23 protein-coding genes and 2 pseudogenes are annotated in these 25,570 nt (G+C 67.4%); 12 read left to right on the top strand and 13 right to left on the bottom strand.

Features of this window, described 5'->3' with window-relative positions; translation table 11 throughout:
• The 5 genes and pseudogenes from A9Z05_RS12065 to A9Z05_RS12045 form a co-directional block, all read right to left on the bottom strand.
• Positions 1–208: pseudogene (locus tag A9Z05_RS12065) on the bottom strand (sarcosine oxidase subunit gamma); the annotation flags it as partial.
• Entirely contained in the window at positions 198–3,209 is a 3,012-nt protein-coding gene (locus tag A9Z05_RS12060) for a sarcosine oxidase subunit alpha family protein (RefSeq protein WP_069618286.1), read from the bottom strand. The pseudogene A9Z05_RS12065 and the gene A9Z05_RS12060, both read right to left, overlap by 11 nt.
• On the bottom strand, positions 3,206–3,520 hold the full coding sequence (locus tag A9Z05_RS12055) for a sarcosine oxidase subunit delta (RefSeq protein ID WP_069618285.1): 315 nt from the start codon (positions 3,518–3,520) through the stop codon (positions 3,206–3,208). Before A9Z05_RS12055 ends, A9Z05_RS12060 begins: the two co-directional genes overlap by 4 nt.
• 21 nt (positions 3,521–3,541) lie before the next feature.
• Positions 3,542–4,786, bottom strand: coding sequence for a sarcosine oxidase subunit beta family protein (locus tag A9Z05_RS12050; RefSeq protein WP_034204196.1), 1,245 nt, complete (start codon positions 4,784–4,786; stop codon positions 3,542–3,544).
• 15 nt (positions 4,787–4,801) lie between these two features.
• Positions 4,802–6,187, bottom strand: coding sequence for an L-serine ammonia-lyase (locus A9Z05_RS12045; RefSeq protein WP_011694831.1), 1,386 nt, complete (start codon positions 6,185–6,187; stop codon positions 4,802–4,804).
• A 286-nt stretch (positions 6,188–6,473) separates the two neighbouring features.
• Between A9Z05_RS12045 and A9Z05_RS12040 the strand changes: the two genes are divergently transcribed.
• The 8 genes from A9Z05_RS12040 to denD all read left to right on the top strand — a co-directional run bounded on the left by A9Z05_RS12040 (position 6,474) and on the right by denD (position 14,648).
• Complete coding sequence (locus tag A9Z05_RS12040) at positions 6,474–7,547, top strand: GlxA family transcriptional regulator (RefSeq protein WP_069618288.1); 1,074 nt, start codon at positions 6,474–6,476, stop codon at positions 7,545–7,547.
• A gap of 187 nt (positions 7,548–7,734) precedes the next feature.
• Positions 7,735–8,439 carry a FadR/GntR family transcriptional regulator gene (locus tag A9Z05_RS12035; RefSeq protein WP_069618287.1) on the top strand — a complete coding sequence of 235 codons (705 nt, stop codon included), beginning with the start codon at positions 7,735–7,737 and terminating at the stop codon, positions 8,437–8,439.
• A gap of 59 nt (positions 8,440–8,498) precedes the next feature.
• Positions 8,499–9,389 carry an L-threonate dehydrogenase gene (ltnD, locus tag A9Z05_RS12030; RefSeq protein ID WP_069618284.1) on the top strand — a complete coding sequence of 297 codons (891 nt, stop codon included), beginning with the start codon at positions 8,499–8,501 and terminating at the stop codon, positions 9,387–9,389.
• A 19-nt stretch (positions 9,390–9,408) separates the two neighbouring features.
• The gene (otnK, locus tag A9Z05_RS12025; RefSeq protein WP_069618283.1) at positions 9,409–10,707 is read left to right on the top strand and encodes a 3-oxo-tetronate kinase; all 1,299 of its coding nucleotides are present in this window, start codon (positions 9,409–9,411) and stop codon (positions 10,705–10,707) included.
• Entirely contained in the window at positions 10,704–11,342 is a 639-nt protein-coding gene (locus A9Z05_RS12020) for an aldolase (RefSeq protein WP_069618282.1), read from the top strand. The genes otnK and A9Z05_RS12020 overlap by 4 nt, the downstream gene beginning before the upstream one ends.
• Positions 11,343–11,470: 128 nt before the next feature.
• A complete protein-coding gene (locus A9Z05_RS12015) occupies positions 11,471–12,796 on the top strand; it encodes an MFS transporter (RefSeq protein WP_069618281.1) in 1,326 nt (441 codons plus the stop codon).
• Positions 12,797–12,871: 75 nt separating this feature from the next.
• Positions 12,872–13,648 (top strand): 2-oxo-tetronate isomerase, encoded by a 777-nt coding sequence (otnI, locus tag A9Z05_RS12010; RefSeq protein ID WP_069618280.1) that lies wholly within the window; start codon positions 12,872–12,874, stop codon positions 13,646–13,648.
• A gap of 28 nt (positions 13,649–13,676) precedes the next feature.
• Positions 13,677–14,648 (top strand): D-erythronate dehydrogenase, encoded by a 972-nt coding sequence (gene denD / locus A9Z05_RS12005; protein WP_069618279.1) that lies wholly within the window; start codon positions 13,677–13,679, stop codon positions 14,646–14,648.
• Positions 14,649–14,850: 202 nt separating this feature from the next.
• On the opposite strand, the gene A9Z05_RS12000 is transcribed toward denD, so the two are convergent.
• Both A9Z05_RS12000 and A9Z05_RS11995 read right to left on the bottom strand, forming a co-directional pair.
• Positions 14,851–15,126, bottom strand: coding sequence for a DUF4148 domain-containing protein (locus tag A9Z05_RS12000; RefSeq protein ID WP_069618278.1), 276 nt, complete (start codon positions 15,124–15,126; stop codon positions 14,851–14,853).
• A 71-nt stretch (positions 15,127–15,197) separates the two neighbouring features.
• Entirely contained in the window at positions 15,198–15,542 is a 345-nt protein-coding gene (locus tag A9Z05_RS11995) for a DUF4148 domain-containing protein (protein ID WP_069618277.1), read from the bottom strand.
• 210 nt (positions 15,543–15,752) lie between these two features.
• Here A9Z05_RS11995 and A9Z05_RS11990 point away from each other — a divergent pair, with 210 nt between their 5' ends.
• From A9Z05_RS11990 to A9Z05_RS11980, 3 genes are all read left to right on the top strand, one after another.
• Positions 15,753–16,442 (top strand): aspartyl/asparaginyl beta-hydroxylase domain-containing protein, encoded by a 690-nt coding sequence (locus tag A9Z05_RS11990; RefSeq protein WP_069618276.1) that lies wholly within the window; start codon positions 15,753–15,755, stop codon positions 16,440–16,442.
• 100 nt (positions 16,443–16,542) lie between these two features.
• Positions 16,543–16,812: a MoaD/ThiS family protein gene (locus A9Z05_RS11985; RefSeq protein WP_069618275.1), complete on the top strand. Its 270-nt coding sequence runs from the start codon at positions 16,543–16,545 to the stop codon at positions 16,810–16,812.
• 73 nt (positions 16,813–16,885) lie between these two features.
• On the top strand, positions 16,886–18,040 hold the full coding sequence (locus A9Z05_RS11980; protein WP_069618274.1) for a sialidase: 1,155 nt from the start codon (positions 16,886–16,888) through the stop codon (positions 18,038–18,040).
• Here the strand turns inward: A9Z05_RS11980 and A9Z05_RS11975 are convergent.
• Entirely contained in the window at positions 18,027–18,971 is a 945-nt protein-coding gene (locus A9Z05_RS11975) for a LysR substrate-binding domain-containing protein (RefSeq protein ID WP_069618273.1), read from the bottom strand. The two genes, A9Z05_RS11980 and A9Z05_RS11975, sit on opposite strands and share 14 nt — an antisense overlap.
• 145 nt (positions 18,972–19,116) lie before the next feature.
• On the opposite strand from A9Z05_RS11975, the gene A9Z05_RS11970 reads away from it, so the two are divergent.
• Positions 19,117–19,542: a PACE efflux transporter gene (locus tag A9Z05_RS11970; RefSeq protein ID WP_069618272.1), complete on the top strand. Its 426-nt coding sequence runs from the start codon at positions 19,117–19,119 to the stop codon at positions 19,540–19,542.
• A 9-nt stretch (positions 19,543–19,551) separates the two neighbouring features.
• Here the strand turns inward: A9Z05_RS11970 and A9Z05_RS11965 are convergent, their stop codons facing one another.
• The 5 genes and pseudogenes from A9Z05_RS11965 to A9Z05_RS11945 all read right to left on the bottom strand — a co-directional run.
• Positions 19,552–20,178: a trimeric intracellular cation channel family protein gene (locus A9Z05_RS11965; protein WP_069618271.1), complete on the bottom strand. Its 627-nt coding sequence runs from the start codon at positions 20,176–20,178 to the stop codon at positions 19,552–19,554.
• Between the two features lie 295 nt (positions 20,179–20,473).
• Entirely contained in the window at positions 20,474–21,421 is a 948-nt protein-coding gene (locus tag A9Z05_RS11960; protein ID WP_069618270.1) for a choline ABC transporter substrate-binding protein, read from the bottom strand.
• Between the two features lie 102 nt (positions 21,422–21,523).
• Positions 21,524–22,522, bottom strand: a complete 999-nt coding sequence (locus A9Z05_RS11955) for a GlxA family transcriptional regulator (RefSeq protein ID WP_069618269.1) — start codon at positions 22,520–22,522, stop codon at positions 21,524–21,526.
• Between the two features lie 104 nt (positions 22,523–22,626).
• A complete protein-coding gene (choW, locus tag A9Z05_RS11950) occupies positions 22,627–23,523 on the bottom strand; it encodes a choline ABC transporter permease subunit (RefSeq protein ID WP_059732582.1) in 897 nt (298 codons plus the stop codon).
• Positions 23,516–24,807 (bottom strand): annotated as a pseudogene (locus A9Z05_RS11945) (glycine betaine/L-proline ABC transporter ATP-binding protein); the annotation flags it as partial. The gene choW and the pseudogene A9Z05_RS11945, both read right to left, overlap by 8 nt.
• Positions 24,808–25,570 lie beyond the last annotated feature (763 nt).

Below are 25,570 nucleotides of genomic sequence, written 5' to 3'. Positions count from 1 at the left end.
CGCGCTCGAACGCGGCGACGAATGCCGGATCGCTCAACTCGCCGCGCACGTTGACGAGATCGAGAAACGGCCGCTCGCGCAGCGTGAACTTCTTCGAAGCGCGCGCCTGGTGCGGCTTCAGCACGTCGGCCGCGCCGACGAACGGCGATTCAAGCGTCACGCCGCCCGCGCCCGCCACCTGCGTCTGGTTTCTCGTTTCATTCCACATGCTGACGCACCCCTTCGGTATCGTAGAAAACCGGGCTCGAGATCTTCGCGGTGATGCGCTTGCCGTTGGCCAGCGGAATCACGACGCTCTCGCCCATCTTGTTCAGGCCGCCCTTCACGACCGCGAGCGCGATGGAGCGCTTCAGGATCGGGCTGTAGTAGCTCGACGTCACGTGGCCGATCATCGGCGTCGGATCCGTTGCCGACACCTGCGTGTCCTTCGCGATGATCTGCGCGCCTTCCGGCAGCACGAACTGTTCGTCTTCGGTCAGCAGGCCGACGAACTGCTTGCGGCCTTCCTTCGCGGTATCCGAGCGCGACAGCGAGCGCTTGCCGAGGAAGTCCTTCGACTTCGCGACGACCCCGCCCATCCCGAGGTCGAACGGCGTGATCGATCCGTCGGTATCCTGACCGACGATGATGTAGCCCTTCTCCGCGCGCAGCACGTGCATCGTTTCAGTGCCGTACGGCGTGATGTCGAACTCGGCGCCGGCCGCCATCAGCGCTTCCCACACCGCGCGGCCCGCATTCGCCGGCACGTTCACTTCGTAGGCCAGCTCGCCCGAGAAGCTGATCCGCATCACGCGCGCCTTCGCGCCGGCGACGGTGCCGTTGCGGTAGCTCATGAACGGGAACGCGTCGTTGCCGAAGTCGATGTCCTGGCACACCTTCTGCACGACCTTGCGGCTCTTCGGGCCGACCACCGCGAACGTCGCCCAGTGATCGGTGACGGACGCGAGCCGCACCTTCATGTCGGGCCATTCGGTCTGCAGCCAGCGCTCGAGCCACGTCAGCACGCGCGCCGCGCCGCCGGTGGTGGTGGTCATCATGAAATGCTGGTCGGCGAGGCGCACGGTCACGCCGTCGTCGAACACCATCCCGTTTTCGTCGAGCATCAGCCCGTAGCGGCACTTGCCCACTTCGAGCTTGTTCCACGGGTTCGTGTACATCCAGTTCAGCAGCTTCACCGCGTCCGGACCCTGGATGTCGATCTTGCCGAGCGTCGACGCGTCGAGGATGCCGACGCTGTTGCGCACCGCGAGGCATTCGCGCTTCACGGCCGCATGGAGATCCTCGCCGTTCTTCGGGAAATACCACGGCCGCTTCCAGTTACCGACGTCCTCGAACATCGCGCCGTGCTCGACGTGCCATTCGTGCACGGCCGTCTTGCGGATCGGGTCGAGGAAATCGCCCGTCTCGCGGCCCGCGAACGTGCCGAACGACACCGGCGTGTAGTTCGGGCGGAACGTCGTCGTGCCCGTTTCCGGGATCGTCTTGCCGAGCGCGCCCGCGAGGATCGCCATCCCGTTGATGTTGCCGAGCTTGCCCTGGTCGGTGCCGAAGCCCATCGCCGTATAGCGCTTCACGTGCTCGACCGATTCGAAGCCTTCGCGCGCCGCGAGCAGGATGTCGGCCGCCGCGACGTCGTTCTGGAAATCGACGAACTGCTTCGGTCCGCGCGCGGCGGCCTCGCGGCTGCCGACGAGCCACAACGGCTGCAATGCGCCTTCGACGGTTTCGGCAACCTGCGGTGCGGCCGGGCGCTGCGCGGCCGTGAAGCCCGCCGCCTTCGCCGCTTCCACGCCTGCATCGACCGCGAGGCGCAGCGCACGGGCGAGCCCGAATTCGCCGGCCGCCGCACCGATGCTCGCTTCCGCCTGCACGGGCTTGCCCGGCAGGAAACACGCCTTCTCGTCGTTCCAGCACGCCTTGCCGCCCGACTGCGCGAACAGGTGCAGCACCGGGCTGAAGCCGCCCGACATCGCGACGAGGTCGCACGGCAGCGTCTGCAGCTTGCCGCCGGTCTGGCCGTTCGAGTAGGACGCGACGTCGACCGACGATACGCGCCACTTGCCCGAAGCAGCCGTGACGACCGCACCGCTCATCACCGTCACGCCCTGCCGCTTGGCCGCCGCCGGCAGCGCGCCGTTCGACGACGCGCGCGAATCGACGACCGTCACCTTCGCGCCGCACGCCTTCAGATCGAGCGCGGTCTGGTACGCACGATCGTTGTTCGTGAACACGACCACGTTGCGGCCCGGCAGCACGCCGAAGCGATGCACGTAGGTCGACACCGCGCCCGCCAGCATCACGCCCGGCAGGTCGTTGTTGCCGAACACGATCGGCCGCTCGTGCGCGCCGGTCGCGAGGATCACGCGCTTCGCGCGGACCTTCCACAGCAGCTCGCGCGTGCCCTTGCGCATCGACACCGGCAGGTGATCGGTCAGGCGCTGCGTGACCGTCACGAGGTTGTGGTCCTGATAGCCGAACGCGGTGCTGCGCGACAGGATCGTCACGTCGGGCAGCTTGCGCAGCTCGGCCTCGATCTTCTCGACCCACTGCAGCGCGGGCTTCGCGTCGATCTCCGCGCGGCACGACAGCAGGCTGCCGCCGAGTTCGCGCTGGTCGTCGACGAGGATCACGCGCGCGCCGGCCGTGGCGGCCGCATGCGCGGCGGCGAGGCCCGACGGGCCACCGCCGACCACGAGCACGTCGCAGTGCGCGTAGCACTTGTCGTAGCGATCGGCGTCGAGCACCTCGGGCGCCTTGCCGAGACCGGCCGCTTCGCGGATCTTCTCTTCGTACTTGGGCCACATGTTGCGCGGCCACATGAACGTCTTGTAGTAGAACCCGGCCGGCATGAAGCGCGAGAACTTCTGGTTGATCGCGTACTTGTCGTTCTCGAGCGTCGGCTCGGCGTTCACGCTCGTCGCGACGAGCCCCTGGTACAGCTCGATCTCGGTCGCGCGCGCATTCGGCACGGTGTACGGGCCGGTTTCGAGCTGCACGACGGCATTCGGCTCCGCGACGTCCGCCGTCACGATCCCGCGCGGACGGTGGTACTTGAAGCTGCGCGCGACGAAGTGCACGCCGTTCGCGAGCAGCGCGGACGCGAGCGTGTCGCCCTGGAAGCCCTGGTACGTGCGGCCGTTGAACGTGAACGTCAACGGAATCGCGCGATTGATTCGGCCACCGGTGCCGAGGCGGTCTTTCTGGCTCATTTGCTCGTGCCCTCTTCGTGTGCGTTGCCGGCAGCGGCGCCGCTGGCGGCAGCCCCACCGAACTTTTCGTATCCCTTGATATCGTAGGTGACCGTGTCGCGCGTCACCTTGAACCAGCGGCGGCAGCCCTGCGTGTGCAGCCATTGCTCCTTGTGGAGCCCGCGCTTGTTCTCGCGCATGAACACGTATTCGCCCCATTCGCGGTCGGTCATCGTCTCGTTCGCCACCGGACGCACGATGTCGGCTTCGCCGCCGCACGTGAACTCGGATTCGGCGCGCGGCCCGCACCACGGACATTCGATCAGCAACATGTTTCCTTCTCCTCAGTGCGGTTAGTGCGCGACGGCGGCAGCGCCGTGCTCGTCGATCAGGTGGCCCGTGTAGAAGCGGTCGAGCGCGAACGGCGCGTTCAGCGGATGCGGTTCGTCGCGGGCGATCGTGTGCGCGAACACCCAGCCCGAGCCCGGCGTCGCCTTGAAGCCGCCGGTGCCCCAGCCGCAGTTGAAATACAGGCCCTTCACGTCGGTCTTGGTGATGATCGGGCACGCGTCCGGCGACACGTCGACGATGCCGCCCCACTGGCGGTTCATCCGCACGCGCGAGAACACCGGGAACATCTCGATGATCGCCTGCAGCGTGCTTTCGATGATGTGGAAGCTGCCGCGCTGGCCGAAGCCCGTGTACTGGTCGATACCGGCGCCGATCACGAGGTCGCCCTTGTCGGACTGACTGATGTACGCGTGCACCGCGTTCGACATGATCACCGAGTTCACGACCGGCTTGATCGGCTCGGACACCAGCGCCTGCAGCGGGTGGCTTTCGATCGGCAGGCGGATGCCGGCCATGTCGGCGAGCGTCGTCGTGTTGCCGGCGGCCACCACCGCGACCTTCTTCGCCTTGATGAAACCCTTCACCGTGTCGACGCCGACCACCGCGCCGCCTTCGCGGCGAATGCCCGTCACCTGGCAGTTCTGGATGATGTCGACGCCGGCGCGGTCCGCGCCGCGCGCGAAGCCCCAGGCCACCGCGTCGTGGCGTGCGACGCCCGCACGGCGCTGGATCGATGCGCCGAGCACCGGGTAGCGGCTGTTCAGGTTGATCGTCGGCTCGATTTCCTTGATCTGCGCGGGCGTCAGGAATTCGGCGTCCACGCCGTTCAGCCGGTTCGCGTTCACGCGGCGTTCGGTGTCGCGCACGTCCTGCAGCGTGTGCGCGAGGTTCATCACGCCGCGCTGGCTGAACATCACGTTGTAGTTGAGATCCTGCGACAGCCCTTCCCACAGCTTCATCGCTTTTTCATACAGCGCGGCCGATTCGTCCCACAGATAGTTCGAGCGCACGATCGTCGTGTTGCGCGCGGTGTTGCCGCCGCCGATCCAGCCCTTCTCGAGGATCGCGACGTTCGTGATCCCGTGCTCCTTCGCGAGGTAGTACGCGGTCGCCAGGCCGTGGCCGCCGCCGCCGACGATCACGACGTCGTATTCCTTCTTCGGTTCCGGGCTCTTCCACTGCTTTTCCCAGTTCTCGTGATACGAGAGGCCGTTGCGGAACAGGCTGAATATCGAGTAGCGGCTCATGTTAGTGATCCTTCGTTAGCATTCGATGACGTTCACGGCGAGGCCGCCGCGCGACGTTTCCTTGTATTTCGTCTTCATGTCGGCACCCGTCTCGCGCATCGTCTTGATGACCGAATCGAGCGACACGTAGTGCTGGCCGTTACCCTTGAGCGCCATGCGCGACGCGTTCAGCGCCTTGATCGCGCCCATCGCGTTGCGCTCGATGCACGGGATCTGCACGAGCCCGCCGACCGGGTCGCAAGTCATCCCGAGGTTGTGCTCCATGCCGATCTCGGCCGCGTTCTCGACCTGATCCGGCGTGCCGCCCATCACCGCGGCGAGCGCGGCCGCGGCCATCGAGCACGCGACGCCCACTTCGCCCTGGCAACCGACTTCCGCGCCGGAGATCGATGCGGTTTCCTTGTAGATGATCCCGATCGCGGCGGCCGTCAGCAGGAATTCGACGATGCCGGCTTCGTTCGAGCCCGGCACGAATTTCACGTAGTAGTGCAGCACCGCGGGGATCACGCCGGCCGCGCCGTTGGTCGGCGCGGTGACGACGCGGCCGCCGGCCGCGTTCTCTTCGTTGACGGCCATCGCATACAGGTTGACCCAGTCGAGCATCGACAGCGGGTCGCGCAGCGACTCTTCGGAACGCGAACGCAGGCGGCCGTTCAGCTCGGCCGCGCGGCGCTTCACGCGCATCGGCCCCGGCAGGTCGCCCTCGACCTTGCAGCCGCGCTCGACGCAGGCGGCCATCGTGCGCCAGATCGCGAGCAGCCCGGCGCGCACTTCGTCGGCGGGGCGCAGCGCGCATTCGTTGCGCAGCATCAGTTCGGCGATCGACAACCCGTGTTCGCGGCACTGGCGCATCAGGTCGTCGCCGGTGCGAAACGGATACGGCACCTCGACCGCCGCCCGCACGCCGTTCACGCGATCGCCGTCGCGGTTCACGACGAAGCCGCCGCCGACCGAGTAATACTCTTTCTCGACCAGCAGCTGGCCGTGCTCGTCGAATGCCTGGAAGCGCATCCCGTTCGGGTGCACGATGCTCGTCCCGCTCATCAGCTTGCGATAAAAGCCGATGTGCTCCTTTTCGTCGAAGCGCACCGTCTGCTTGCCGAGCAGCGACAGCGACTTCTCCGCGCGGATCGCGGCGAGCCGCGGTTCGATCAGGTCCGGATCGATCGTGTCCGGCAGGTGGCCCTCGAGGCCGAGCAGCACGGCCTTGTCGGTGCCGTGGCCCTTGCCGGTCGCGCCGAGCGAGCCGTACAGCTCGACCCGCACGCGGCGCACGAAGCCGAGCAGGTTCGCGTCCTCGACGTGCGACGCGAAGCGGCACGCGGCGATCATCGGGCCGACCGTATGCGAACTGGACGGGCCGATGCCGATCTTGAACAGGTCGAACGCGCTGACGTTCATCTGGCTTCCTTTGGGTTGCATGCGTGAAATGTCGTTGGGCACCAGTACATCAAAGCGTAAAATCGGCCGATAGAACAAAAACGGCATCGGCGTGGGATACCACCGCCAAGCGCCGTGCCGGCCGGCCCGAAAGTGCGTTTTGGCGATGGTTCGCGACGAAAAACCACAAGTCCGGCCGCGGCCGATCGGCGACGCTGGCTGCATCCGCGCCGCCTCCGGCAGCCGCAACCCGCAAACAGTGTGAAACGAGTGAGACCGCCTGCCCGGCGTGACGAGATTGGCCGCGATGACCCCCGACGTACCCGCTTCCCCCCTCGCAGAACCCGCGCCGCGGCGCATCCGCTTCGGCATCGTGCTGCTGCCGAACTTCACGCTGACGGCCTTCTCCGGCTTCGTCGACATGCTGCGGCTGTCGGCCGACGACGGCGACTACAGCAAGCCCGTGCGCTGCGCGTGGAGCGTGATCGGCGACACGCTCGCGCCGGTGCGCGCGAGCTGCGGGATCCAGATCACGCCGTGGGAGACGTTCGACGCGGCCGAGCCGTTCGACTATGTGGTGGTGGTGGGCGGGCTGCTGCATTCGGGGCCGCAGGCCGGCCCTGAAACGCTCGATTTCATCCGCCGCGCGGCGACGGGCGGCGCGACGGTCGTCGGCATCTGCACCGGCGTGTTCACGCTGATGCGCGCCGGCGTGCTCGACGGCTACCGCACCTGCGTGAGCTGGTTCCATTACTGGGATTTCATCGAGCGCTTTCCGTCCGCCGATCCCGACCTGCTGATCGCCGACCGGCTGTTCGTGATCGACCGGCGCCGGATTACGTGCTCGGGTGGCCGTGCGTCGATCGACGTCGCCGCCGCGATCCTGCTGCGCCATTTCGATCACGCGACCGTGCAGAAGGCGCTGCGCATCCTGCTCGTCGGCGAGATGCAGAAAGGCAATGCGCCGCAGCCGCATCCGCCGGGGCTCGAGCCGGCGACGCACCCGAAGGTCAAGCGCGCGATTCTTCTGATGGAACAGCATGTGGGGCGCGCGCTGCCGCTCGAGGAACTCGCGTGCAAGCTCGACCTGTCGACGCGGCAGCTCGAACGGCTGTTCAAGGCCGAGACCGGCAGGAGCCCGCAGGCATTCGCGAAGCAGGTGCGGCTGCGTACGGCCGCGTGGCTGCTGACGAGTTCGGACCGCACGGTCGCCGATATCGCGTCGAGCTGCGGATTCGCCGACGCGTCGCACCTCGGGCGCGAATTCCGCAAGCAGTTCGGCGTGCCGCCGGCGACGTATCGCGAGCGCGGCGGCGACGTGGCCGAAGTGGCCGCGATGCACGATCCGTCGGCCGACGCCGTCGAGGACATCGCCGACTGACGGGCCCGGGCGGCCCACCCTCCCCTGACCGACTGCAGAACGACACCGTTCGCGTCGGTTTCGATTCTTTTGGAACCGGTTCCAATCAATTTAGCCGACGTTGCACTCCTTGAACGAGGGTTATCCCGGATGCTGATGCTCGCTCAAATTTGTATGATGACCACATCACCTTACAAACATGAGCATCATGTTCGAGAAAATTCCCGCCCGTGCGATGAGCGACCACGTCGCGCAGCAACTGCTCAAGCAGATCGAAGTGGGCAGCTTCTCGGCCACCGGCAAGCTGCCGACCGAAGCCGTGCTCGCGCAGGAATTCGGCGTGAGCCGTACCGTGATCCGCGAGGCGATTTCGCGGCTGAAGAACGAAGGCGTGGTCGAGCCGCGCCAGGGCAGCGGCGTATTCGTGAACCAGCACGGCGCGATCCGTCCGCTGCGGATCGACTACGCGGAAGCCGTCGAGGCGAGCTCGCTGCCGCATCTGCTCGCGGTGCGCCGCGCGATCGAGGCGGAAGTCGCGGCCGAAGCCGCGCTGCACCACACCGCCGACGACATGGCCGACATCGACGACGCGCTGCGCAAGATCGACCAAGCGGTGGCCGAAGGGCGTGACGGCGTCGCGGAGGACGTCGCGTTCCACCGCACGATCGCGGCCGTCACCGGCAACCCGTATTTCCTGAAGACGCTGCAGTTCCTGAACCAGTACCTCGAAGCCGGCGTGAAGGTCACGCGCAGCAACGAAGCGACGCGCGAGGATTTCTCGCGGCAGGTGCGCGAAGAGCACGCGGCGATCGCCGACGCGATCCGCGCACGCGACCCGATGGCCGCGCGCAACGCGGCGCGCACGCACATGTACAACGCCGCCCGCCGTCTCGCGGAAGCCGGCATCTGCTGAAGCCGGCGGCGCCCGCCGCCGTTGTCTCGAACCCTCTTTCGAATCGATCAAGGTTGACCATGTCACGAAATGTTGGAGTCATCGGCCTCGGCGCGATGGGCCTCGGCGTCGCGCGCTCGCTGCTGCGCGCCGGCCTGCGCGTCCACGCATGCGACGTGCGCGACACCGTGCTGCAGGCGTTCGCCGCCGAAGGCGGCATCGCGTGCGCGACGCCGGCCGAACTCGGCGCGCAGTGCGACGTCGTCGTCACGCTCGTCGTCAATGCCGCGCAAACCGAAACGGTGCTGTTCGGCGAACACGGTGCGGTCGCGGCGATGAAGCCGGGCGGCGTCGTGATCGCGAGCGCGACCGTCGCGCCCGAATTCGCGGTCGCGCTCGGCGCACGCGTCGAAGCGGCCGGCCTGCAAATGCTCGACGCGCCCGTGTCGGGCGGCGCCGCGCGCGCGGCTTCCGGCGAGATGACGATGATGACGTCGGGCCCGGCAGCCGCCTATGCAGGCTGCGAGGACGTGCTCGCCGCGATCGCCGGCAAGGTGTACCGTCTCGGCGATGCGCACGGCATCGGCTCGAAAGTGAAGATCATCAACCAGTTGCTGGCCGGCGTGCATATCGCGGCCGCCGCCGAAGCGATGGCGCTCGGGTTGCGCGAAGGCGTCGATGCCGACGCGCTGTACGACGTGATCACGCACAGCGCGGGCAATTCGTGGATGTTCGAGAACCGCGTGCCGCACATCCTGAACGGCGACTACACGCCGCTGTCGGCCGTCGACATCTTCGTGAAGGATCTCGGCCTCGTGCTCGATACCGCGCGCCGCAGCAAATTCCCGCTGCCGCTCTCCGCCACCGCGCACCAGATGTTCATGAGCGCGTCGAGCGCCGGCCACGGCGGCGAGGACGATTCCGCCGTGATCAAGACTTTCCCCGGCATCACGCTGCCGCCCGCCCGCTGATTCGAACGACGTGCCTGCCATGACCGCTTCCGCTTCCCGTCCCCTGCTCGGCTGCATCGCCGACGATTTCACCGGCGCGACCGATCTCGCGAACATGCTCGTCAAGAGCGGCATGCGCACCGTGCAGACGATCGGCGTGCCCGCCGACGGCGCGGCCGACACGATCGTCGACGCCGACGCGATCGTCGTCGCGCTCAAGTCGCGCACGATCCCCGCCGCCGACGCCGTCGCGCAATCGCTCGCCGCCTACGAATGGTTGCGCGCACAAGGGTGCCGCCAGTTCTACTTCAAGTATTGCTCGACGTTCGACTCGACCGACGCGGGCAACATCGGGCCGGTGGCCGACGCACTGCTCGACGCGGCCGGCGGCGGCTTCACGATCGCGTGCCCGGCGTTCCCCGAGAACGGCCGCACGATCTACCGCGGCCACTTGTTCGTCGGCGACGTGCTGCTGAACGAATCGGGGATGGAGCATCACCCGCTCACACCGATGAAGGACGCGAACCTCGTGCGCGTGCTGCAACGGCAGACGAGGTCCCCGGTGGGCCTGATTCGCTACGACACGATCGCGCTCGGCGCGGCCGCCGTGCGCGCGCGGATCGACCAGCTGCGCGCGGAGGGCGCGCGCCTCGCGATCGCCGACGCGCTGTCGGACCGCGACCTCTACGTCCTCGGCGAAGCGTGCGCGGGCCTGCCGCTCGTCACCGGCGGATCGGGCATCGCGCTCGGTCTGCCGGCGAATTTCCGCCGCGCGGAGCAGTTGCCCGAGCGCGACAACGCGGCGTCGCTGCCGTGCATCGAAGGCCTGTCGGCCGTGCTCGCCGGCAGTGCATCGAAGGCTACCAACGCGCAGGTCGCCGCGTGGCGCGCGACGCGGCCGAGCTTCCGCATCGATCCGCTCGCAGCCTCGCGCGGCGAGCCCGTCGTCGAGCAGGCGCTCGCCTTTGCCCGCTCGCACCTGCCGCAGCCCGTGCTGATCTACGCGACCGCGACGCCCGACGAAGTGAAGGCCGTGCAGCAGGCGCTCGGCGTCGACGCGGCCGGCCATCTCGTCGAAAGCACGCTCGCGGCGATCGCCCGCAGGCTGCGCGAACTCGGCGTGCGCAAGTTCGTCGTGGCCGGCGGCGAGACGTCCGGCGCGGTCGTGCAGGCGCTCGACGTGAAGTCGCTGCAGATCGGCGCGCAGATCGATCCGGGCGTGCCGGCCACGGCCACGATCGATACACAGCCGCTCGGCCTCGCGCTGAAATCCGGCAACTTCGGCACCACGGACTTTTTCGACAAGGCGCTGCGCGCGCTGGACGGAGCCGCACGATGAGCGACGAAGCAAAACTGCGCGAAGAGATCTGCGTGGTCGGCGCGAGCCTGTATGCGCGCGGCCATGCGGTCGGCAGCGCCGGCAACATCAGCGCCCGCCTGAACGACGGCTGGCTGATCACGCCGACCGACGCCTGCCTCGGCCGGCTCGATCCGAACGACATCGCGAAGGTCGGCGCCGACGGCCAGCCCGTATCGGGCGGCAAGCCGTCGAAGACGCTCGCGCTGCATCGCGGTATCTATGCGCGCAACGCAGAGGCGCATGGCGTCGTCCACACGCATTCGACGCATCTCGTCGCATTGACGCTCGCGGGCGTGTGGCGCGACACCGACGTGCTGCCGCCGATCACGCCGTACTACGTGATGAAGGTCGGCCACATTCCGCTGATCCGTTACCGCCGCCCCGGCGACCCGGCCGTCGCGGCCGAAGTGGCGGCGCTGGCCGACCGGGTGCGCGGCGTGCTGCTCGATCGCCTCGGTCCCGTGATGTGGGGACCGTCGGTCTCGCACGCGTCGTATGCGCTCGAGGAGCTCGAGGAAACCGCGCGGCTGTGGCTGATGACCCAGCCGAAGCCCGAACCGCTGTCCGACGCCGCGCTGGACGAACTGCGCCAGAGCTTCGGCGCGCGCTGGTAACGCGCCGTGACCTGATCATGCAGTAGTACGTACAGATTTTCATGCCCGCCGTGTGCACGGGCCTTTCCGTCAGCACACACGACCGGCGGCGTACACGCCGCCGGCACATAACATCATTGGAGACGACGATGACTGCTCTCGACGCGGCCGCAAGCCGCTCGCCCGCCGCGGCCGCCCAATCGGGCGAACTCGACCGCACCTACAGGAAAGTGTTCTGGCGCATCGTGCCGTTCCTGATGCTCTGCTACGTGGTCGCGTATCTCGACCGCGTGAACGTCGGCTTCGCCAAGCTGCAGATGTCGCAGGATCTCGCGTTCAGCGAAACCGTATTCGGCCTCGGCGCGGGGATTTTCTTTCTTGGCTACTTTCTGTTCGAACTGCCAAGCAACCTGCTGATGCACCGCATCGGCGCGCGCATCTGGATCGCTCGGATCATGATCACGTGGGGTCTGCTGTCCGCGCTGTTCGCGTTCGTGCAGACGCCGACGCAATTCTACGTGCTGCGCTTCCTGCTCGGGCTCGCGGAAGCCGGCTTCTATCCGGGCGTGATCCTGTACCTCACGTACTGGTTCCCGTCGCATCGCCGCGCGAAGATCATCGCGGTGTTCATGTCCGCGATTCCGGTGTCGGGCATCTTCGGCAACCCGCTGTCGGGCTGGATCATGGAGCGCTTCCACGGCGGCTCGGGCTTCCACGGCTGGCAATGGATGTTCATGATCGAAGCCGTGCCGGCCGTGCTCGTCGGCATCGCGACGATCCTGTATCTCGACAACAACATCCGCGGCGCGAAATGGCTCGACGAGCGCGAGAAGCAGTTGCTCGAGGACGAAATCGCCGCGCAACCGCAGGAACAGCAGCAGCACGGCCATTCGCTGAAGGCCGTGTTCTCGGACCCGCGCATGTGGTGGATGTCGCTGATCTACTTCGCGTTCGTCACCGGCCAGTACGGGCTCACGTTCTGGATGCCGACGCTCGTCAAATCGACCGGCATCACCGACACGCTGCAGATCGGCCTGCTGTCCGCGATTCCGTTCGTCGTCGCGATCGTCGTGATGAACCTGTTCGGCCACAGTGCGGACAAGCGCCGCGAACGTCGCTGGCACCTGATCGTGCCGGCGCTGATGGGCGCGGTCGGGTTTGCGGTCGCCGCGTCGTACTCGCACAATACGGCGGTGTCGATCGTGTTCCTGTCGCTCGCGGCAGGCGGCGTGCTGACCTGCGCCCCGCTGTTCTGGTCGCTGCCGACCGCGTTCCTCGCGGGCTCCGCCGCCGCAGCCGGGATCGCGATCATCAACTCGGTCGGCAACCTCGCCGGTTTCGCGAGCCCGTACGTGATCGGTTACCTGAAGGACGCCACGCACAGCACCGCGTCCGGCATGTACGTGCTCGCCGCGATGCTGGTGATCGGCGCGATCGCCGTGTGGCTCACGCCGCCCAAGCTCGTGAACCGCTGATCCGCCGCTGGCCGATTCATCATTCGACGCGGGGCGCACGGCGCTCCGCCCCATTCATACACAGGACCCGCTGCCATGCCACGCTTCGCCGCCAACCTCTCGATGATGTACACCGAGCATGCGTTTCTCGACCGCTTCGCCGCTGCCGCCCGCGACGGCTTCAAGGCCGTCGAGTACCTGTTCCCGTACGACTTCGCCGCCGAGGACATTCGCGCGCGCCTCGACGCGCACGGCCTCGAACAGGCGCTGTTCAACGCGCCGCCGGGCGACTGGGCCGCGGGCGAGCGCGGCATCGCATCGCTGCCGGGCCGAGAGGACGAATTCCGCCGCGGCATCGGCCAGGCGCTCGACTATGCACGCGTGCTCGGCAACAAGAAACTGCACGTGATGGCCGGCATGGTGCCGCCGGGCGCCGACCGCGCACGCCATCGCGACACGTATCTGGCGAACCTGCGTCATGCGGCGCAGGCCGCCGCCGCGCACGGCGTCACGATCCTGATCGAGCCGATCAACCAGCGCGACATGCCCGGCTATTTCCTGAGCCGCCAGGACGACGCGCAGGCGATCCGCGCGGAAGTCGGCGCGCCGAACCTGAACGTGCAGTTCGACTGCTACCACTGCCAGATCGTCGAAGGCGATCTCGCGATGAAACTCAAGCGCGATTTCGCGGGCATCGGCCATATCCAGATCGCGGGCGTGCCCGAACGCCACGAGCCGGACGTCGGCGAACTCAACTACCCGTATCTGTTCGCGCTGATCGACGCGCTCGGCTACGACGGCTGGATCGGCTGCGAATATCGGCCGAAGGCCGGCACGTCGGAAGGTCTGGGCTGGATCAGGCCGTACCTGTAATTCAAGCATTCCTCAAAGGGCAACGAACATGAAAGTACTGATTACCGGCGGCGCCGGCTTTCTCGGCCAGCGTCTCGCGCGCAAGCTGCTCGAGCGCGGCGAACTCACCGGCCCCGACGGTCGCATCGAGAAGATCGACGAGCTCGTGCTGCTCGACGTCGTCCAGGGCAGCGATTTCGGCGACGCGCGCGTGACGTCGATCGTCGGCGACATCGCCGATCGCGCGGTGCTCGAAAGCGCGATCGACACGCGCACGGGTGCGATCTTCCATCTCGCGGCGATCGTCAGCGGGCAGGCCGAGGCCGATTTCGATCTCGGGATGCGGATCAACCTCGACGCGTCGCGCACGCTGCTCGAAGTGTGCCGCGCACGCGGCCACCAGCCGCGCGTCGTGTTCACGAGTTCCGTCGCGGTGTATGGCGGCACGCTGCCCGACGTCGTGCAGGACGACACCGCGCTGAACCCGCAATCGTCGTACGGCGCCGAGAAGGCGATCGCCGAACTGCTGCTGTGCGACTACGCGCGGCGCGGCTTCGTCGACGGCCGCGTGCTGCGGCTGCCGACCATCAGCGTGCGGCCCGGCCGGCCTAACGCGGCCGCGTCGTCGTTCGCGAGCGGCATCATCCGCGAGCCGCTGAACGGCGAGGAAAGCGTGTGCCCGGTGCCCGGCTCGACGCGGCTGTGGCTGCTGTCGCCGCGCGGCGCGATCGATGCGCTCGTCGCCGGGTGCGAGATCGACAGCGCGAAGCTCGGCAACAAGCGCGTGATCAATCTGCCGGGGCTGTCGGTGTCGGTCGACGAGATGATCGCGGCGCTGCGCGAAGTCGCGGGCGACGAGGTCGTGAAGCTGATCCGTCATGCGCCCGACGAACGCGTCGAGAAGATCGTCGGCAGCTGGCCGGGCCGTTGGGATACGTCGCGCGCGGAAGCGCTCGGGCTGAAAGGCGACGCGTCGTTCGCGGACGTGATCCGCAGCCATATCGCGGACGAGCGGCGCTGATCGGCGCCGGGTCGGGCCGCATCGACGCGGCCCGACCGATTCCCCGACGCGCAACGACGCACGTTGCATCCCGCCCGCCTGCATGAAGAGCGTATCGGCGCCGCGTCGACACCGCACGCCCCCTCTCCGCGATTCGTCTGCGCGCGTGCCTCGTTCTGCCGCGACGCCGACGGTCTAGTACAACACGGGTACATGTCGGCGCCTAGTTGGCGACCTGCGCCGGCATGCCGGGCCCGGCCGCCGGCGCGGCCGACGCCGCCAGCCGCGCGCGGTCCTGCTCCGCGAGCTTCGCTTCCGCAGCCTGGATATCGGCCGGATACTCGCCGTCATCGCCCTTCGCCGGATCGTACCCGGCCGCTTCGACGCGCATCAGTTCGTCGCGAACCTGCGCACGCGTCAGCGGCACGGCCGATTGCGCGAATGCCGACTGACCGACGATCGCCCCGATCATCGTCAGTAGTGCGATACAAGTTTTCATCGTGAACTCCTTGAATGTGACGTATCAATCAACCACGGGACAGGCGTGACCTGCGGAGGCAAGCAGGTAAATCAGCTTCCGAAATAGATCGTGCAGAAGCTCGCGGGGCCGACGCATGCGGCGGCGCTTCGACGCGGCGACATCGCCGCCGGCTTGCCCGCTTCGGACGACATGGCCGGATCGCCGCCGACTGCCGTGCTCGCTTGCCGCTGCGGCATCTGATCGGCCTGGTGCCGGAACAGCGGGCTCACGTCCGGATACGACGTATCGGTCACGAAGCGCAGCCCGTTGTTTTCCGCATCGACGAGTTCCTGCCGGACCTGTTCGTGCGTGAGCGCCTGTGCCGACGCTTGCGTCGCGACACCTGCGAGAGAAATCGCCGCCACCGTGGCGGCCACCAGCCAGTGCGTGTTCATGTTCCACTCCTTCATCAGTCAACGAAACGATGTGCTACACCCGTATGACGACGGAGAGGCGCGGTTTATTCCCGGTCGTTCCATTCGCCGCGGCCGTTTTTTATCGAACTGTCATTCATTCGTCAGCCGGCGTAACCTGACGTAACGCAGTGCCCGTCGCGCTTCGGGCAGACTGACCACCACTTCGTCCGGGCCGCCCATCGATCGATCATGTCCGCCGCCTACGACCATGCAGCCGCCCTGCTGCGCAGGCTGTACGACCGCCATATCGACAGCGGCGCGGTGCTCGACGCGGCCGCATTCCCGGATGCCGAGCGTTTCGTGCGCGCGTGGCCCGAGATCCGCGCGGAGGCGCTCGACGTCGCACGCGACATGCCGCGCATCCCGCGCTTTCACGAAATCATGCGCGAGCAGTACGACATCTCGGCCAACGACGCCCGCGACTGGCGGATGTTCATCATGCAGGCGTACGGTCAGCCGTTTGCGCGCAACCTGTCGCGCTGCCCGACCGTCGCGTCGCTCGTCGCGGCGTCGCCGGACGTGCTGTCCGCGTCGCTGTCGTTCCTCGCGCCCGGCAAGCACATCCCGCCGCATCGCGGGCCGTTTCGCGGCATCCTGCGCGGGTATCTCGTGCTGTCGATGCCGACGCGCGCGGACGGCACGCCGGCCGCCGTGCTGAAGGTTGACGGGCGCGAATACCGGCTCGACGAAGGGCGCTTCCTGCTGTGGGACGACACGTTCACGCACGAGGTGTGGAATGCCAGCGACGCGGTTCGGATCGTGCTGCTGCTCGATATCCGCCGGCGCGGGATGCCGCGCTGGCTCACGTGGCTGTCGAATGCGGTGATCGGCGTCGTGCGGCTCGGGATCCGGATCAGGGGGCAGTCGATTCCGGTTTAGCGGCCGCGCGGCGCACGGCGGCTCCGTTCCGCCTTTCGGCGCCCGCCGGATCGCCTAAACTACAAGCCGTCCCTTCGTGCGGCTCCTGCCAGCTACCGCCATGGCGCACCTCTTCTTCGCCGCGTCGATCCAGCGGCACGTCGAAACGCCCGAGCGCGACATCGACGCGCACACGGTCGGCGAAGCATTCGACACCATTTTCAGCGAGCAGCCGCGGCTGCGCGGCTACATCGTCGACGATCAGGGCGCGCTGCGAAAGCACTTGTCGGTGTTCATCGACGGCCAGCCGATCCGCGACCGCCAACACCTGTCCGATGCGCTCGCGGCCACCAGCCGCGTGTATGTCGTGCAGGCGCTGACCGGCGGATAAAGGGACCGATGCACCGGCGCATTCCCCATACCAAGCGCCGTCGCGCCAGGCGGGCCATCCGGAGACATCGTCCATGAACGATCGACTGCTCGTCGCCACCCGCAAGGGCCTGTTCGTCCTGCAACCCGACGGTCATGGCGGCTGGACGCTCGGCGAACCGCATTTCATCGGTGAGCCCGTCAGCATGGCGCTCGCCGACCCGCGCGACGGCACGCTGTATGCGGCGCTCAATCTGGGCCATTTCGGCGTGAAGCTGCATCGCCTGCGCGCAGGCGCCGCCGGCTGGGCGGAATGCGCAGTCCCGGTTTATCCGCCGCAGCCCGCCGATGCGTCACCCGCCCGTGCCGAACCGCACGCCGGCAGCGGCGAAACCGACGACGCGGCTGCCGCTGCCGGGACGCCGCAGCCGCCGTGGACGCTTCAGCAAATCTGGTCGCTCGAAGCCGGCGGCACGGACGAGCCCGGCGCCCTGTGGGCCGGCACGATTCCCGGCGGCCTGTTCCGCTCGGACGACCACGGCGATTCGTGGGTACTGAACCGCCCGCTGTGGGATCGCCCCGAACGCGCCGAATGGGGCGGCGGCGGGTACGACGCGCCAGGCATCCATTCGGTGATGATCGATCCGCGCGACAGCCGGCACGTCACCGTCGGCGTCTCGTGCGGCGGCGTGTGGCAGACCGAGGACGGCGGCGCGACGTGGCGCGTCACGGCGGAAGGCATGGAAGCCGACTACATGCCGCCCGAGCGACGCGGCGAGCCGAACATGCAGGACCCGCACCGCGTCGTGCAGTGCGCGGCCAACCCCGACGTCTTGTGGACGCAGCATCACTGCGCGATCTTCCGCTCAACCAACCGCGGCGAACACTGGCGGCGGATCGAAGCGCAGCCGTCGAGCTTCGGTTTCGCGGTGGCCGTGCATCCGCACGATCCCGATACCGCGTGGTTCGTGCCGGCCGTGAAGGACGCGTGCCGGATTCCGGTGAACGGCCGGCTCGTCGTCACGCGCACGCGCGACGGCGGCCGCAGTTTCGAGAGCCTGTCGAACGGGTTGCCGGCCGCGCCCGCGTACGACCTCGTGTACCGGCACGGACTCGCGGTGGACGATTCCGGCACGCGCCTCGCGATGGCATCGACGACCGGCGGGTTATGGACGTCCGCCGATGGCGGCGACCATTGGCGACAGGTATCGGCGCACCTGCCGCCGGTGTATTGCGTCAGGTTCGGATAGCGACGCGTGCATCGTCAGGCGCCATCCGCGCCACCGCGCCGCGCGTCCGTGCGATTTCCGCTTCGAGCCAGTCGAGAAACCGTCTGACCTGCGGCTCGCGCTCGCGCCCCGGCCGGCACAGCGCGACGAAGCGCGCACCGGCGACGCGCACCGCAGGCTCGATCGGCGTCAACGCACCGCGCTCGACATGCTCGGCGGCCAGCACGGAGCTGAGCAGCGCGATGCCCTGCCCGTGCAGCACGGCCTGCAACGCGTAGTGCTCGTCGTCGTAATGGCGAAACACCGCACGTTCGAGCCATGCTTCCCGGCCCGCCGCACGACACCACGACGCCCAGTCGACCGACACCGGCAGCGGCGTATCCCACACGGTTTCGATCAGGTCGAGCGGCGCGTCGGTGCGATGCGCGTCGAACCCGGCGGCCGCATACGCGCCGAAATACTCGTCGATCAACGCAATCTCGTGCAGCGCGGGAAACGTGCGCGACGTCGCGCGAATCGCGAGATCGATCCGTGCATCGCGTTCGAGATCGACGAGCGCGTTCCCCGTTTCGACCTTGATGTGCAGGTACGGATCGACGCGGCGAAACGCACCGAGACGCGGAATCAGCCACATCGCCGCAAACGCGGGCGTCGTGGTCAGCACGAGCGGGCGCGCCTCGGCCGCGTCCGGCCGCAGCGCATCCAGCCCGCGGCTCAACGCCAGCAACGCATCGTGACTCGCGCGAAACAGTTGCTCGCCTTCTTCCGTCAGCCGCACGCCGCCCGCGCCACGCTCGAACAGCAGCACGCCGACGCGGCTTTCGAGCGACTTGATCTGATGCGACACGGCGGCCGGCGTCACGGACAGTTCTTCCGCGGCGGCCTTGAACGTGCCGAGCCGCGCCGACGATTCGAATACACGCAATGCGGTCAGGGGAATTTTCGAGAACACGGAGCCTCGCGGGCAGGATGCGGCCGGGTTGAATTCGATTCAATCGGGTTGAGATTAGGTGAATTGAAGCGGGCGCGCAACGCGACTAGCCTTGCGGGACGTTGCGGCATGGTGCCGCGACGGTCACTCTCGAGCCGGAGGAACCGTGCAAGGCCTACCGCGCAGGATCACGCAGGCGGTGCTCTACGAAGCGATCGCCATTTCCTGCATCTCGCCCGCGATCGCGGCAATCTTCAAGCAGGACCTCGTCTACTCGGGCGCGCTGTCGGCGACGATGTCGGCGATCGCGATGCTGTGGAACATGGTCTTCAACGCGCTGTTCGAGCGCTGGGAAGCGTCGCGCCGACAGCCGACGCGCACGCTCGGGCGGCGGATCCTGCACGCGACCGGATTCGAGGGCGGGCTGATCTTCATCCTCGTGCCGGTCGTGTCGTGGTGGCTCGACATCTCGTGGTTCGACGCGTTCGTCGTCGATATCGCGCTGTTCGCGTTCTTCTTCTGTTACGCGTTCGTGTTCCAGTGGGCGTTCGATCGCGTGTTCGACGTGCCGGCGGCGACGAAGGGGTCGTGAGCCGGGCGCCTATGCGCCCGCGGCGATTTTCGGCAACTGCCAGCCGAACCGAACCGCCGCCATCCGCAGCGCAAAGCACGCGACGCCGCCGAGCCCGGCCGCGACGACCGGCGGGCAACCGAGCCGCCGGCACACCACGACGACGACCGCGCCGAGCAGCGCCGCACTCGCATAGATGTCCGTGACCAGCACGACGGGTATCCGCGCGAGCAGCAGATCGCGCACGACGCCGCCCCCGCAACCGGTCACGGCGCCCATCAGCGTTGCAATGAACGGGGGGACGCGGAATTCGAGCGCCTTCGCCGCGCCCGCGACCGCGAACAACGCAAGGCCGGCCGCATCGAGCGTGATCAGCAGCGACGGCGAAAACGACGCGACCCGCGCATGAAACACGAATGCGAACAGCCCGGCGGCGAACGCGAGCGCCGGATAACGCCAGTCGCTCACGGCGCTCGGCGGGCGAGCGCCGATCAGCAGGTCGCGAATCACGCCGCCGCCGAGCGCGACGACGAGCGACAGCACCATCACCCCGAACAGGTCGAGACCGGCGCCGATCGCCGCATTGGCGCCCTCGATCGCAAACACCGCCGTGCCCGCGAGATCGGCGGCGAGCACGACTTGCTCGATGCGCTTCATGCGAATGAATGGCCGAAGCGCTGCATCGTCCGGTTGCAGCGTGTGTCGGCCGAAGCGGTCGCGTGATTCGGCCGCATGCGGCCTGCGTGTTGCCGTCCGGATGCATCAAGCGTGTTGCGGGTCATTGCCGTCTCCTCGATGGGGGATCGAGCAGTCTAGCGCATCGTCCGCGGGCCGTCGGCGCGAGCGCGAAGCACGCAGCAAAAAGCCGGCGCAAGCAGGTCACCTCGCTTACGCCGGCTCAACATTCACGTTCAGGCTTCGGGCCGCAGCCGCAAAGCCCGACACGTCATGCTCAATGCGCGCCGAGATACGCCTTCACCGCCGGCAGGCCCGGCTTGCCGTCGATCGTCGTCACGCCCGCGAGCCACTTGTCGAGCGCGTCCGGGTTCGCCTTCAGCCACGCGGCGGCGGCCTTGTTCGGGTCCTGCTTGTTCATGATCGGCACCATCACGTGGTTCTCGATCGCCGTCGTGAACTGCAGGTTCGACACGAACTTCGCGACGTTCGGGCAGCGCTGCGCGTAGTCGGGCGGCGTCGCCGTCAGCACCTTCGCTTCGCCGTAGTTCGGACCGAACACGTCATCGCCGCCGGTCAGGTAGTCGATCTTCATCTGCACGTTCATCGGATGCGGCTCCCAGCCGAGGAACACGATCCACTGCTTGTCGCGGATCGCGCGATTCACCTCGACGAGCATCCCGGCCTCGCTCGACTCGACCAGCTTGAACTTGCCGAGGCCGAACTGGTTGCCGTCGATCATCTTCTTGATCAGCGCGTTGCCGTCGTTACCGGGCTCGATCCCGTAGATCTTGCCGTTGAGCTTGTCCGCATATTTCTGGATGTCCGCGAACGACTTCAGGCCGCCCTGGTACACGTAGTCGGGCACCGCGAGCGTGTATTTCGCGCCGGTCAGGTTCGGCGTCGCGAGCACCTTGATCGTGCCGGCCTTCGTGAACGGCTGGATGATCGGGTCCATCGTCGGCGACCAGTAGCCGAGGAACACATCGATCTGCTTGCTCTTGATCCCCGCGAACGTGATCGGCACCGACGCGATCGTCTTCGTCGGGTTGTAGCCGAGTCCCTGCAGCATCGTCGACGCGAGGCCCGTGGTCGCCGCGATGTCGGACCAGCCGACATCCGCGAAGCGCACGTTCTTGCACACGGGCGGATCGGCCGCATAAACGGCCGACATCGGCGCGGCCATCCCGATCCCGCACACCGCTGCGATCAATAGGCGCTTCATCTTGCTTCTCCTCAAAGTGATGTCGTTTGCTTGAATCCGGGATCGTTTATTGAAGCCGCGCGCCGCGATCCCGGCGACGTCGCGGACCGAATGAGGCCCCGTTCAGCGCCCCGGCAGCCGGCGCTCGTAGCTCGGCGCGTGACCGAACTGCGCGCGGTATGCCTTGCTGAAATGGCACGGCGAATGAAAGCCGCAGACCGTCGTCACGCGCGCGATCGATGCGTCGGTCGTGCGCAGCAGGTCGCGTGCGCGTTTCAGGCGCAGCGTCAGGTAATAGTGGGTCGGCGATACGTTCAGGTACACCTTGAACATGCGCTGCAGATGCCGCTGCGACAGCCGCACGAGCCGCGCGAGTTCCTCGAGCGACAGCGGCTCCTCGATGTTCGCCTCCATCAGCCGCACGACCTCGATCAGCTCCGCGCGCGAAAAGCCGACGCGCGCGTCGACCGGAATCGGCTGCGTATCGGTCGAACTGCGGATGCGCTCCAGGATGAACTGCTCGGAGACCTGCGCAGCCAGTTGCTGGCCGAACCGCATGCCGACGAGGTTCAGCATCAGGTCGAGCGGCGCGGTGCCGCCCGTGCAGGTCAGCCGGTCGCGATCGACGACGAACAGCTCGTCGGCGAAGCCCACTTGCGGAAATTCGGAATGCAGCGCGGACAGGTTCTCCCAGTGCACGGTGCAGCGATAGCCGTCGAGCAGCCCGCTCGACATCAGTGCGTACGCGCCCGTGCAGATGCCGCCGAGCGGCAGCCCGCGTTCGGCGAGCGCCGCGAGCGTATCGCGCGCGCGCTCGTCGACCACGTCGCGGATGCGGATGCCGCCGCACACGATCATCACGTCGGGCAGGTTCTCGTAGTCGAGCGCCTGCGTGGGCCGCACCGCGATGCCGTTGCTGGCATGCGCGGGCGCGCCGTCGAGCGAGTAGATCGACCACTTGTAGTGATCCGCCCGCCCGACGTAGTTCGCCATCCGAAGCACTTCGACCGCGCTCGAGAACGCGATCATCGAGAAGTTCGGCAGCGTGAGGAAGCCGAAATGGGCGAGGGACGAAACCGGTGAAACGCAGGCGGCGGGCGCGACAGCGACGGCGGACGTCACATCGGTCTCCTGGCGAGGAGGTTGCAGGGGGCCAACTCCGCGGCCGAAGCCGCGGAAGTCGTTATCCATATACAGGGTGAGCGGCCGGGTCCGGCCGCCTGGGCTCAGGCCTGCGCGGGCGCGGCCTTCACGCGGAACAGCTGCTTGAGGCCCGAGAACAGCGGCGCCTTCGCGGTGCCCGGCGCGCGGCCGAAGCTCTCGGTGATGCGGTCGAGAATGATCGCGAGCAGCACGACCGACAGACCGCTTTCGAAGCCGAGACCGATGTCGAGGCGCTGGATACTCGCGAGCACGTCGTTGCCGAGGCCGCCCGCGCCGACCATCGACGCGATGATCACCATCGACAGCGCCATCATGATCGTCTGGTTCACGCCCTGCATGATCGACGGCAGCGCGTTCGGGAACTGCACCTTGTACAGCAGTTGCCACGGCGTGCAGCCGAACGCCTGGCCGGCTTCGACGATCTCGCGGTTCACGTGGCGGATGCCGAGGCTCGTGAGACGCACGGCGGGCGGCATCGCGAAGATCACCGTCGACAGGATCCCCGGCACGCGGCCGAGACCGAACAGCATCGCGGCCGGAATCAGGTAAACGAACGCCGGCATCGTCTGCATCAGGTCGAGGATCGGGCGCACGATCGCGGCGACCCACTTGCTCTTCGCCGCCCAGATGCCGAGCGGGATGCCTAGCACGAGGCTGATGATCGTCGACGACAGCGTGAGGCCGAGCGTGATGACCGTCTGGTCCCAGAAGCCGGTCGCGAAGATCAGCAGCAGCGATGCGGTGGTGAACAGCGCGAAGCGCCAGCCCACCCGCCACAGCCCGACGCCGATGAAGATCGCCATCATCAGCCACATCGGGATCGCCTGCAGGCCATGCTCGACGAATGCCGCGAGCCCCTCGATCGCTTGACCGATCGCGTCGAACGTCTTTGCGTCGTGGTCGAGCAGGTAGTGAACGGACTGGTCGACCCAGGTACCGAGCGGAATCATTTCAGACATGGGAACCTCGCGAACGCGTGATGGCCTTCAGGATGAGCGCGCGATCGACCGAGCCGCAGTAGCAGCCGTCGTCGTCGACGACGGGCAGTGCATTCGGGCTCGCGACCACGCGCGCGACGACATGTTCGAGCGACGCATCGCGCCGGATGCTTTCGATCGGCCGCACGGACGGCGTGTCCTGACCGAGCGCCTCGCGCGTGACGAAGCCGCGAATCTTGCGTGCGGCATCGAGCACGAACGCGTATTCGGCGCTGCCGTTCAGCGAAGCCGCGACGTTCGCGGCATCGCACTTCGACATGGTCGGCACGGCGCCCGTCTGCATCAGGTCGCCCGCCGTCAGATAGCGGCTGGTGTCGATGCCGTCGAAGAACGCGCGCACGTAATCGTCGGCCGGGTTCGCGATGATGTCCTGCGGCGTACCGACCTGCACGAGGCGGCCGCCTTCCATGATCGCGATGCGGTTGCCGATGCGCAGCGCTTCCTCGAGATCGTGCGACACGAACATGATCGTGCGGCGCTGCTCCTTCTGCAGTTGCAGCAGCACGTCCTGCATTTCGCGGCGCTTGAGCGGATCGAGTGCGGAAAACGCCTCGTCCATGATCATCAGCGACGGGTTCACGGCCAGCGCGCGAGCGAGGCCGACGCGCTGCTGCATGCCGCCCGACAGCTCGGACGGCAGCTTGTGCGAGAACGGCGCGAGGCCGACCTGCTCGAGCACCTCCATCGCACGGCGCTCGCGCTCCTTCTTGCCCATGCCCGCGACTTCGAGCCCGAACGCGGCATTCGACACGACGGTGCGATGCGGCATCAGCGCGAACGACTGGAACACCATGCTCATGTCCTTGCGGCGCAGCGCGGTCAGCGCCGAGCGGCGCGCCGACGCGACGTCGAGCCCGTCGATCAGCACCTTGCCGGCGCTCGGATCGACCAGCCGGTTCACGAGGCGGATCAGCGTGGACTTGCCGGAGCCGGACAGGCCCATCAGCACGAAAATTTCGCCTTCCTGCACATCGAAGGAGACGTTGTGCACGCCGACGACCTGGCCGGTGCGCTTGAGCACATCGTCCTTCGTCGCGCCGGCGGCGAGCATGTCGAGCGCCTGCTGGGGATTGCTTCCAAACACCTTGCACAGACCTTCGACCACAACCTTGGGGGCATCCATCGAAACCTTCTCCTCGTGTAGCGGGGACTCGCGCTTGTCATAGCGTGCCTACATAGTTGCCAGAAAAAACCCCGGCCTGCCGACGAATTACGACAAACGCTTGCGCAAATACGACACACCCGCCAGCCCCGCCCGGCGGGCCGCGCCGCCGATTGCGGCGGCGCAATACGCGCACACCCAGCAACGACGGGCATCCCCCGCCGGACTTGTGCGCAGCAGCGCGGCGAACGGCACATGAGGTTTTGCGCCAGGCCGTATCGCGCACGCGTCGCTTTGCGACAAGTTGACGTCCGTTCCGGCGTCGATCTATTCAGACGAAAGCAGCCGCCGCGTCGTCGGTAAAAAGCATGACCGTGCAAAAAGCCGGATGGCGACACCCGAGGGCGCACGCCGCGATACCGCGCCAAACCCGGAAATCGGCGAACGATCGCTGTGATACATTCCCGCAAACACGCCGACCGCGACGTTGCCGCGGGCCTTGCGCACGAGGGCCGGCCGCATGGCGCGCGCATGCCGGTTCGCCTGCCGGCCGTGCCGAAACCGCCTCGATCCGGTGCGATCCGCGATCGAAGGACGATAACGATAGTGAGAGGGAGCAAGGCGTTGAACTGGGCATTCGCCGTAATCGGCTTCATCGTGGGCGGCATCGCCGCGTTGATCGGGGATTTCTCTGCCGCGAGCGGCTCGCTGCTCGGGGCCGCCGTCGGGTTCTGGGTCGGGCACACGCTGCGGCAACGCAAGCCGCGCAACCCGCGCGCCGCACCCGATGCATTCGCAATCGCCGCGACGCCGCCACCCACGCCGTTACCGCTCGCCGATCGCGTCGCGCGCCTCGAAGCAACCGTCGACACGCTCACGCGCGAACTCGACACGCTCACGCGCGAA

Origin of the sequence: Burkholderia sp. A2 (assembly GCF_001729305.1) — a bacterium.
Lineage (GTDB): Bacteria > Pseudomonadota > Gammaproteobacteria > Burkholderiales > Burkholderiaceae > Burkholderia > Burkholderia sola.
Note: the sequence above shows the minus strand (reverse complement) of the source record. Positions and strands in the feature narration are given on the sequence as shown.

What these genes read in the sequence shown, in the direction of transcription:
- choW (WP_059732582.1), bottom strand. Translation starts at nt 23,523, where the DNA reads ATGTCTGAAATGATTCCGCTCGGTACCTGGGTCGACCAGTCCGTTCAC.
- A9Z05_RS12050 (WP_034204196.1), bottom strand. Translation starts at nt 4,786, where the DNA reads ATGAGCCGCTACTCGATATTCAGCCTGTTCCGCAACGGCCTCTCGTAT.
- A9Z05_RS11965 (WP_069618271.1), bottom strand. Translation starts at nt 20,178, where the DNA reads ATGAAGCGCATCGAGCAAGTCGTGCTCGCCGCCGATCTCGCGGGCACG.
- ltnD (WP_069618284.1), top strand. Translation starts at nt 8,499, where the DNA reads ATGTCACGAAATGTTGGAGTCATCGGCCTCGGCGCGATGGGCCTCGGC.
- A9Z05_RS11980 (WP_069618274.1), top strand. Translation starts at nt 16,886, where the DNA reads ATGAACGATCGACTGCTCGTCGCCACCCGCAAGGGCCTGTTCGTCCTG.
- otnK (WP_069618283.1), top strand. Translation starts at nt 9,409, where the DNA reads ATGACCGCTTCCGCTTCCCGTCCCCTGCTCGGCTGCATCGCCGACGAT.
- A9Z05_RS11995 (WP_069618277.1), bottom strand. Translation starts at nt 15,542, where the DNA reads ATGAACACGCACTGGCTGGTGGCCGCCACGGTGGCGGCGATTTCTCTC.
- otnI (WP_069618280.1), top strand. Translation starts at nt 12,872, where the DNA reads ATGCCACGCTTCGCCGCCAACCTCTCGATGATGTACACCGAGCATGCG.
- A9Z05_RS12045 (WP_011694831.1), bottom strand. Translation starts at nt 6,187, where the DNA reads ATGAACGTCAGCGCGTTCGACCTGTTCAAGATCGGCATCGGCCCGTCC.
- A9Z05_RS11985 (WP_069618275.1), top strand. Translation starts at nt 16,543, where the DNA reads ATGGCGCACCTCTTCTTCGCCGCGTCGATCCAGCGGCACGTCGAAACG.
- A9Z05_RS11990 (WP_069618276.1), top strand. Translation starts at nt 15,753, where the DNA reads ATGTCCGCCGCCTACGACCATGCAGCCGCCCTGCTGCGCAGGCTGTAC.
- A9Z05_RS12035 (WP_069618287.1), top strand. Translation starts at nt 7,735, where the DNA reads ATGTTCGAGAAAATTCCCGCCCGTGCGATGAGCGACCACGTCGCGCAG.
- denD (WP_069618279.1), top strand. Translation starts at nt 13,677, where the DNA reads ATGAAAGTACTGATTACCGGCGGCGCCGGCTTTCTCGGCCAGCGTCTC.
- A9Z05_RS12060 (WP_069618286.1), bottom strand. Translation starts at nt 3,209, where the DNA reads ATGAGCCAGAAAGACCGCCTCGGCACCGGTGGCCGAATCAATCGCGCG.
- A9Z05_RS12015 (WP_069618281.1), top strand. Translation starts at nt 11,471, where the DNA reads ATGACTGCTCTCGACGCGGCCGCAAGCCGCTCGCCCGCCGCGGCCGCC.
- A9Z05_RS12020 (WP_069618282.1), top strand. Translation starts at nt 10,704, where the DNA reads ATGAGCGACGAAGCAAAACTGCGCGAAGAGATCTGCGTGGTCGGCGCG.
- A9Z05_RS12000 (WP_069618278.1), bottom strand. Translation starts at nt 15,126, where the DNA reads ATGAAAACTTGTATCGCACTACTGACGATGATCGGGGCGATCGTCGGT.
- A9Z05_RS12040 (WP_069618288.1), top strand. Translation starts at nt 6,474, where the DNA reads ATGACCCCCGACGTACCCGCTTCCCCCCTCGCAGAACCCGCGCCGCGG.
- A9Z05_RS12055 (WP_069618285.1), bottom strand. Translation starts at nt 3,520, where the DNA reads ATGTTGCTGATCGAATGTCCGTGGTGCGGGCCGCGCGCCGAATCCGAG.
- A9Z05_RS11960 (WP_069618270.1), bottom strand. Translation starts at nt 21,421, where the DNA reads ATGAAGCGCCTATTGATCGCAGCGGTGTGCGGGATCGGGATGGCCGCG.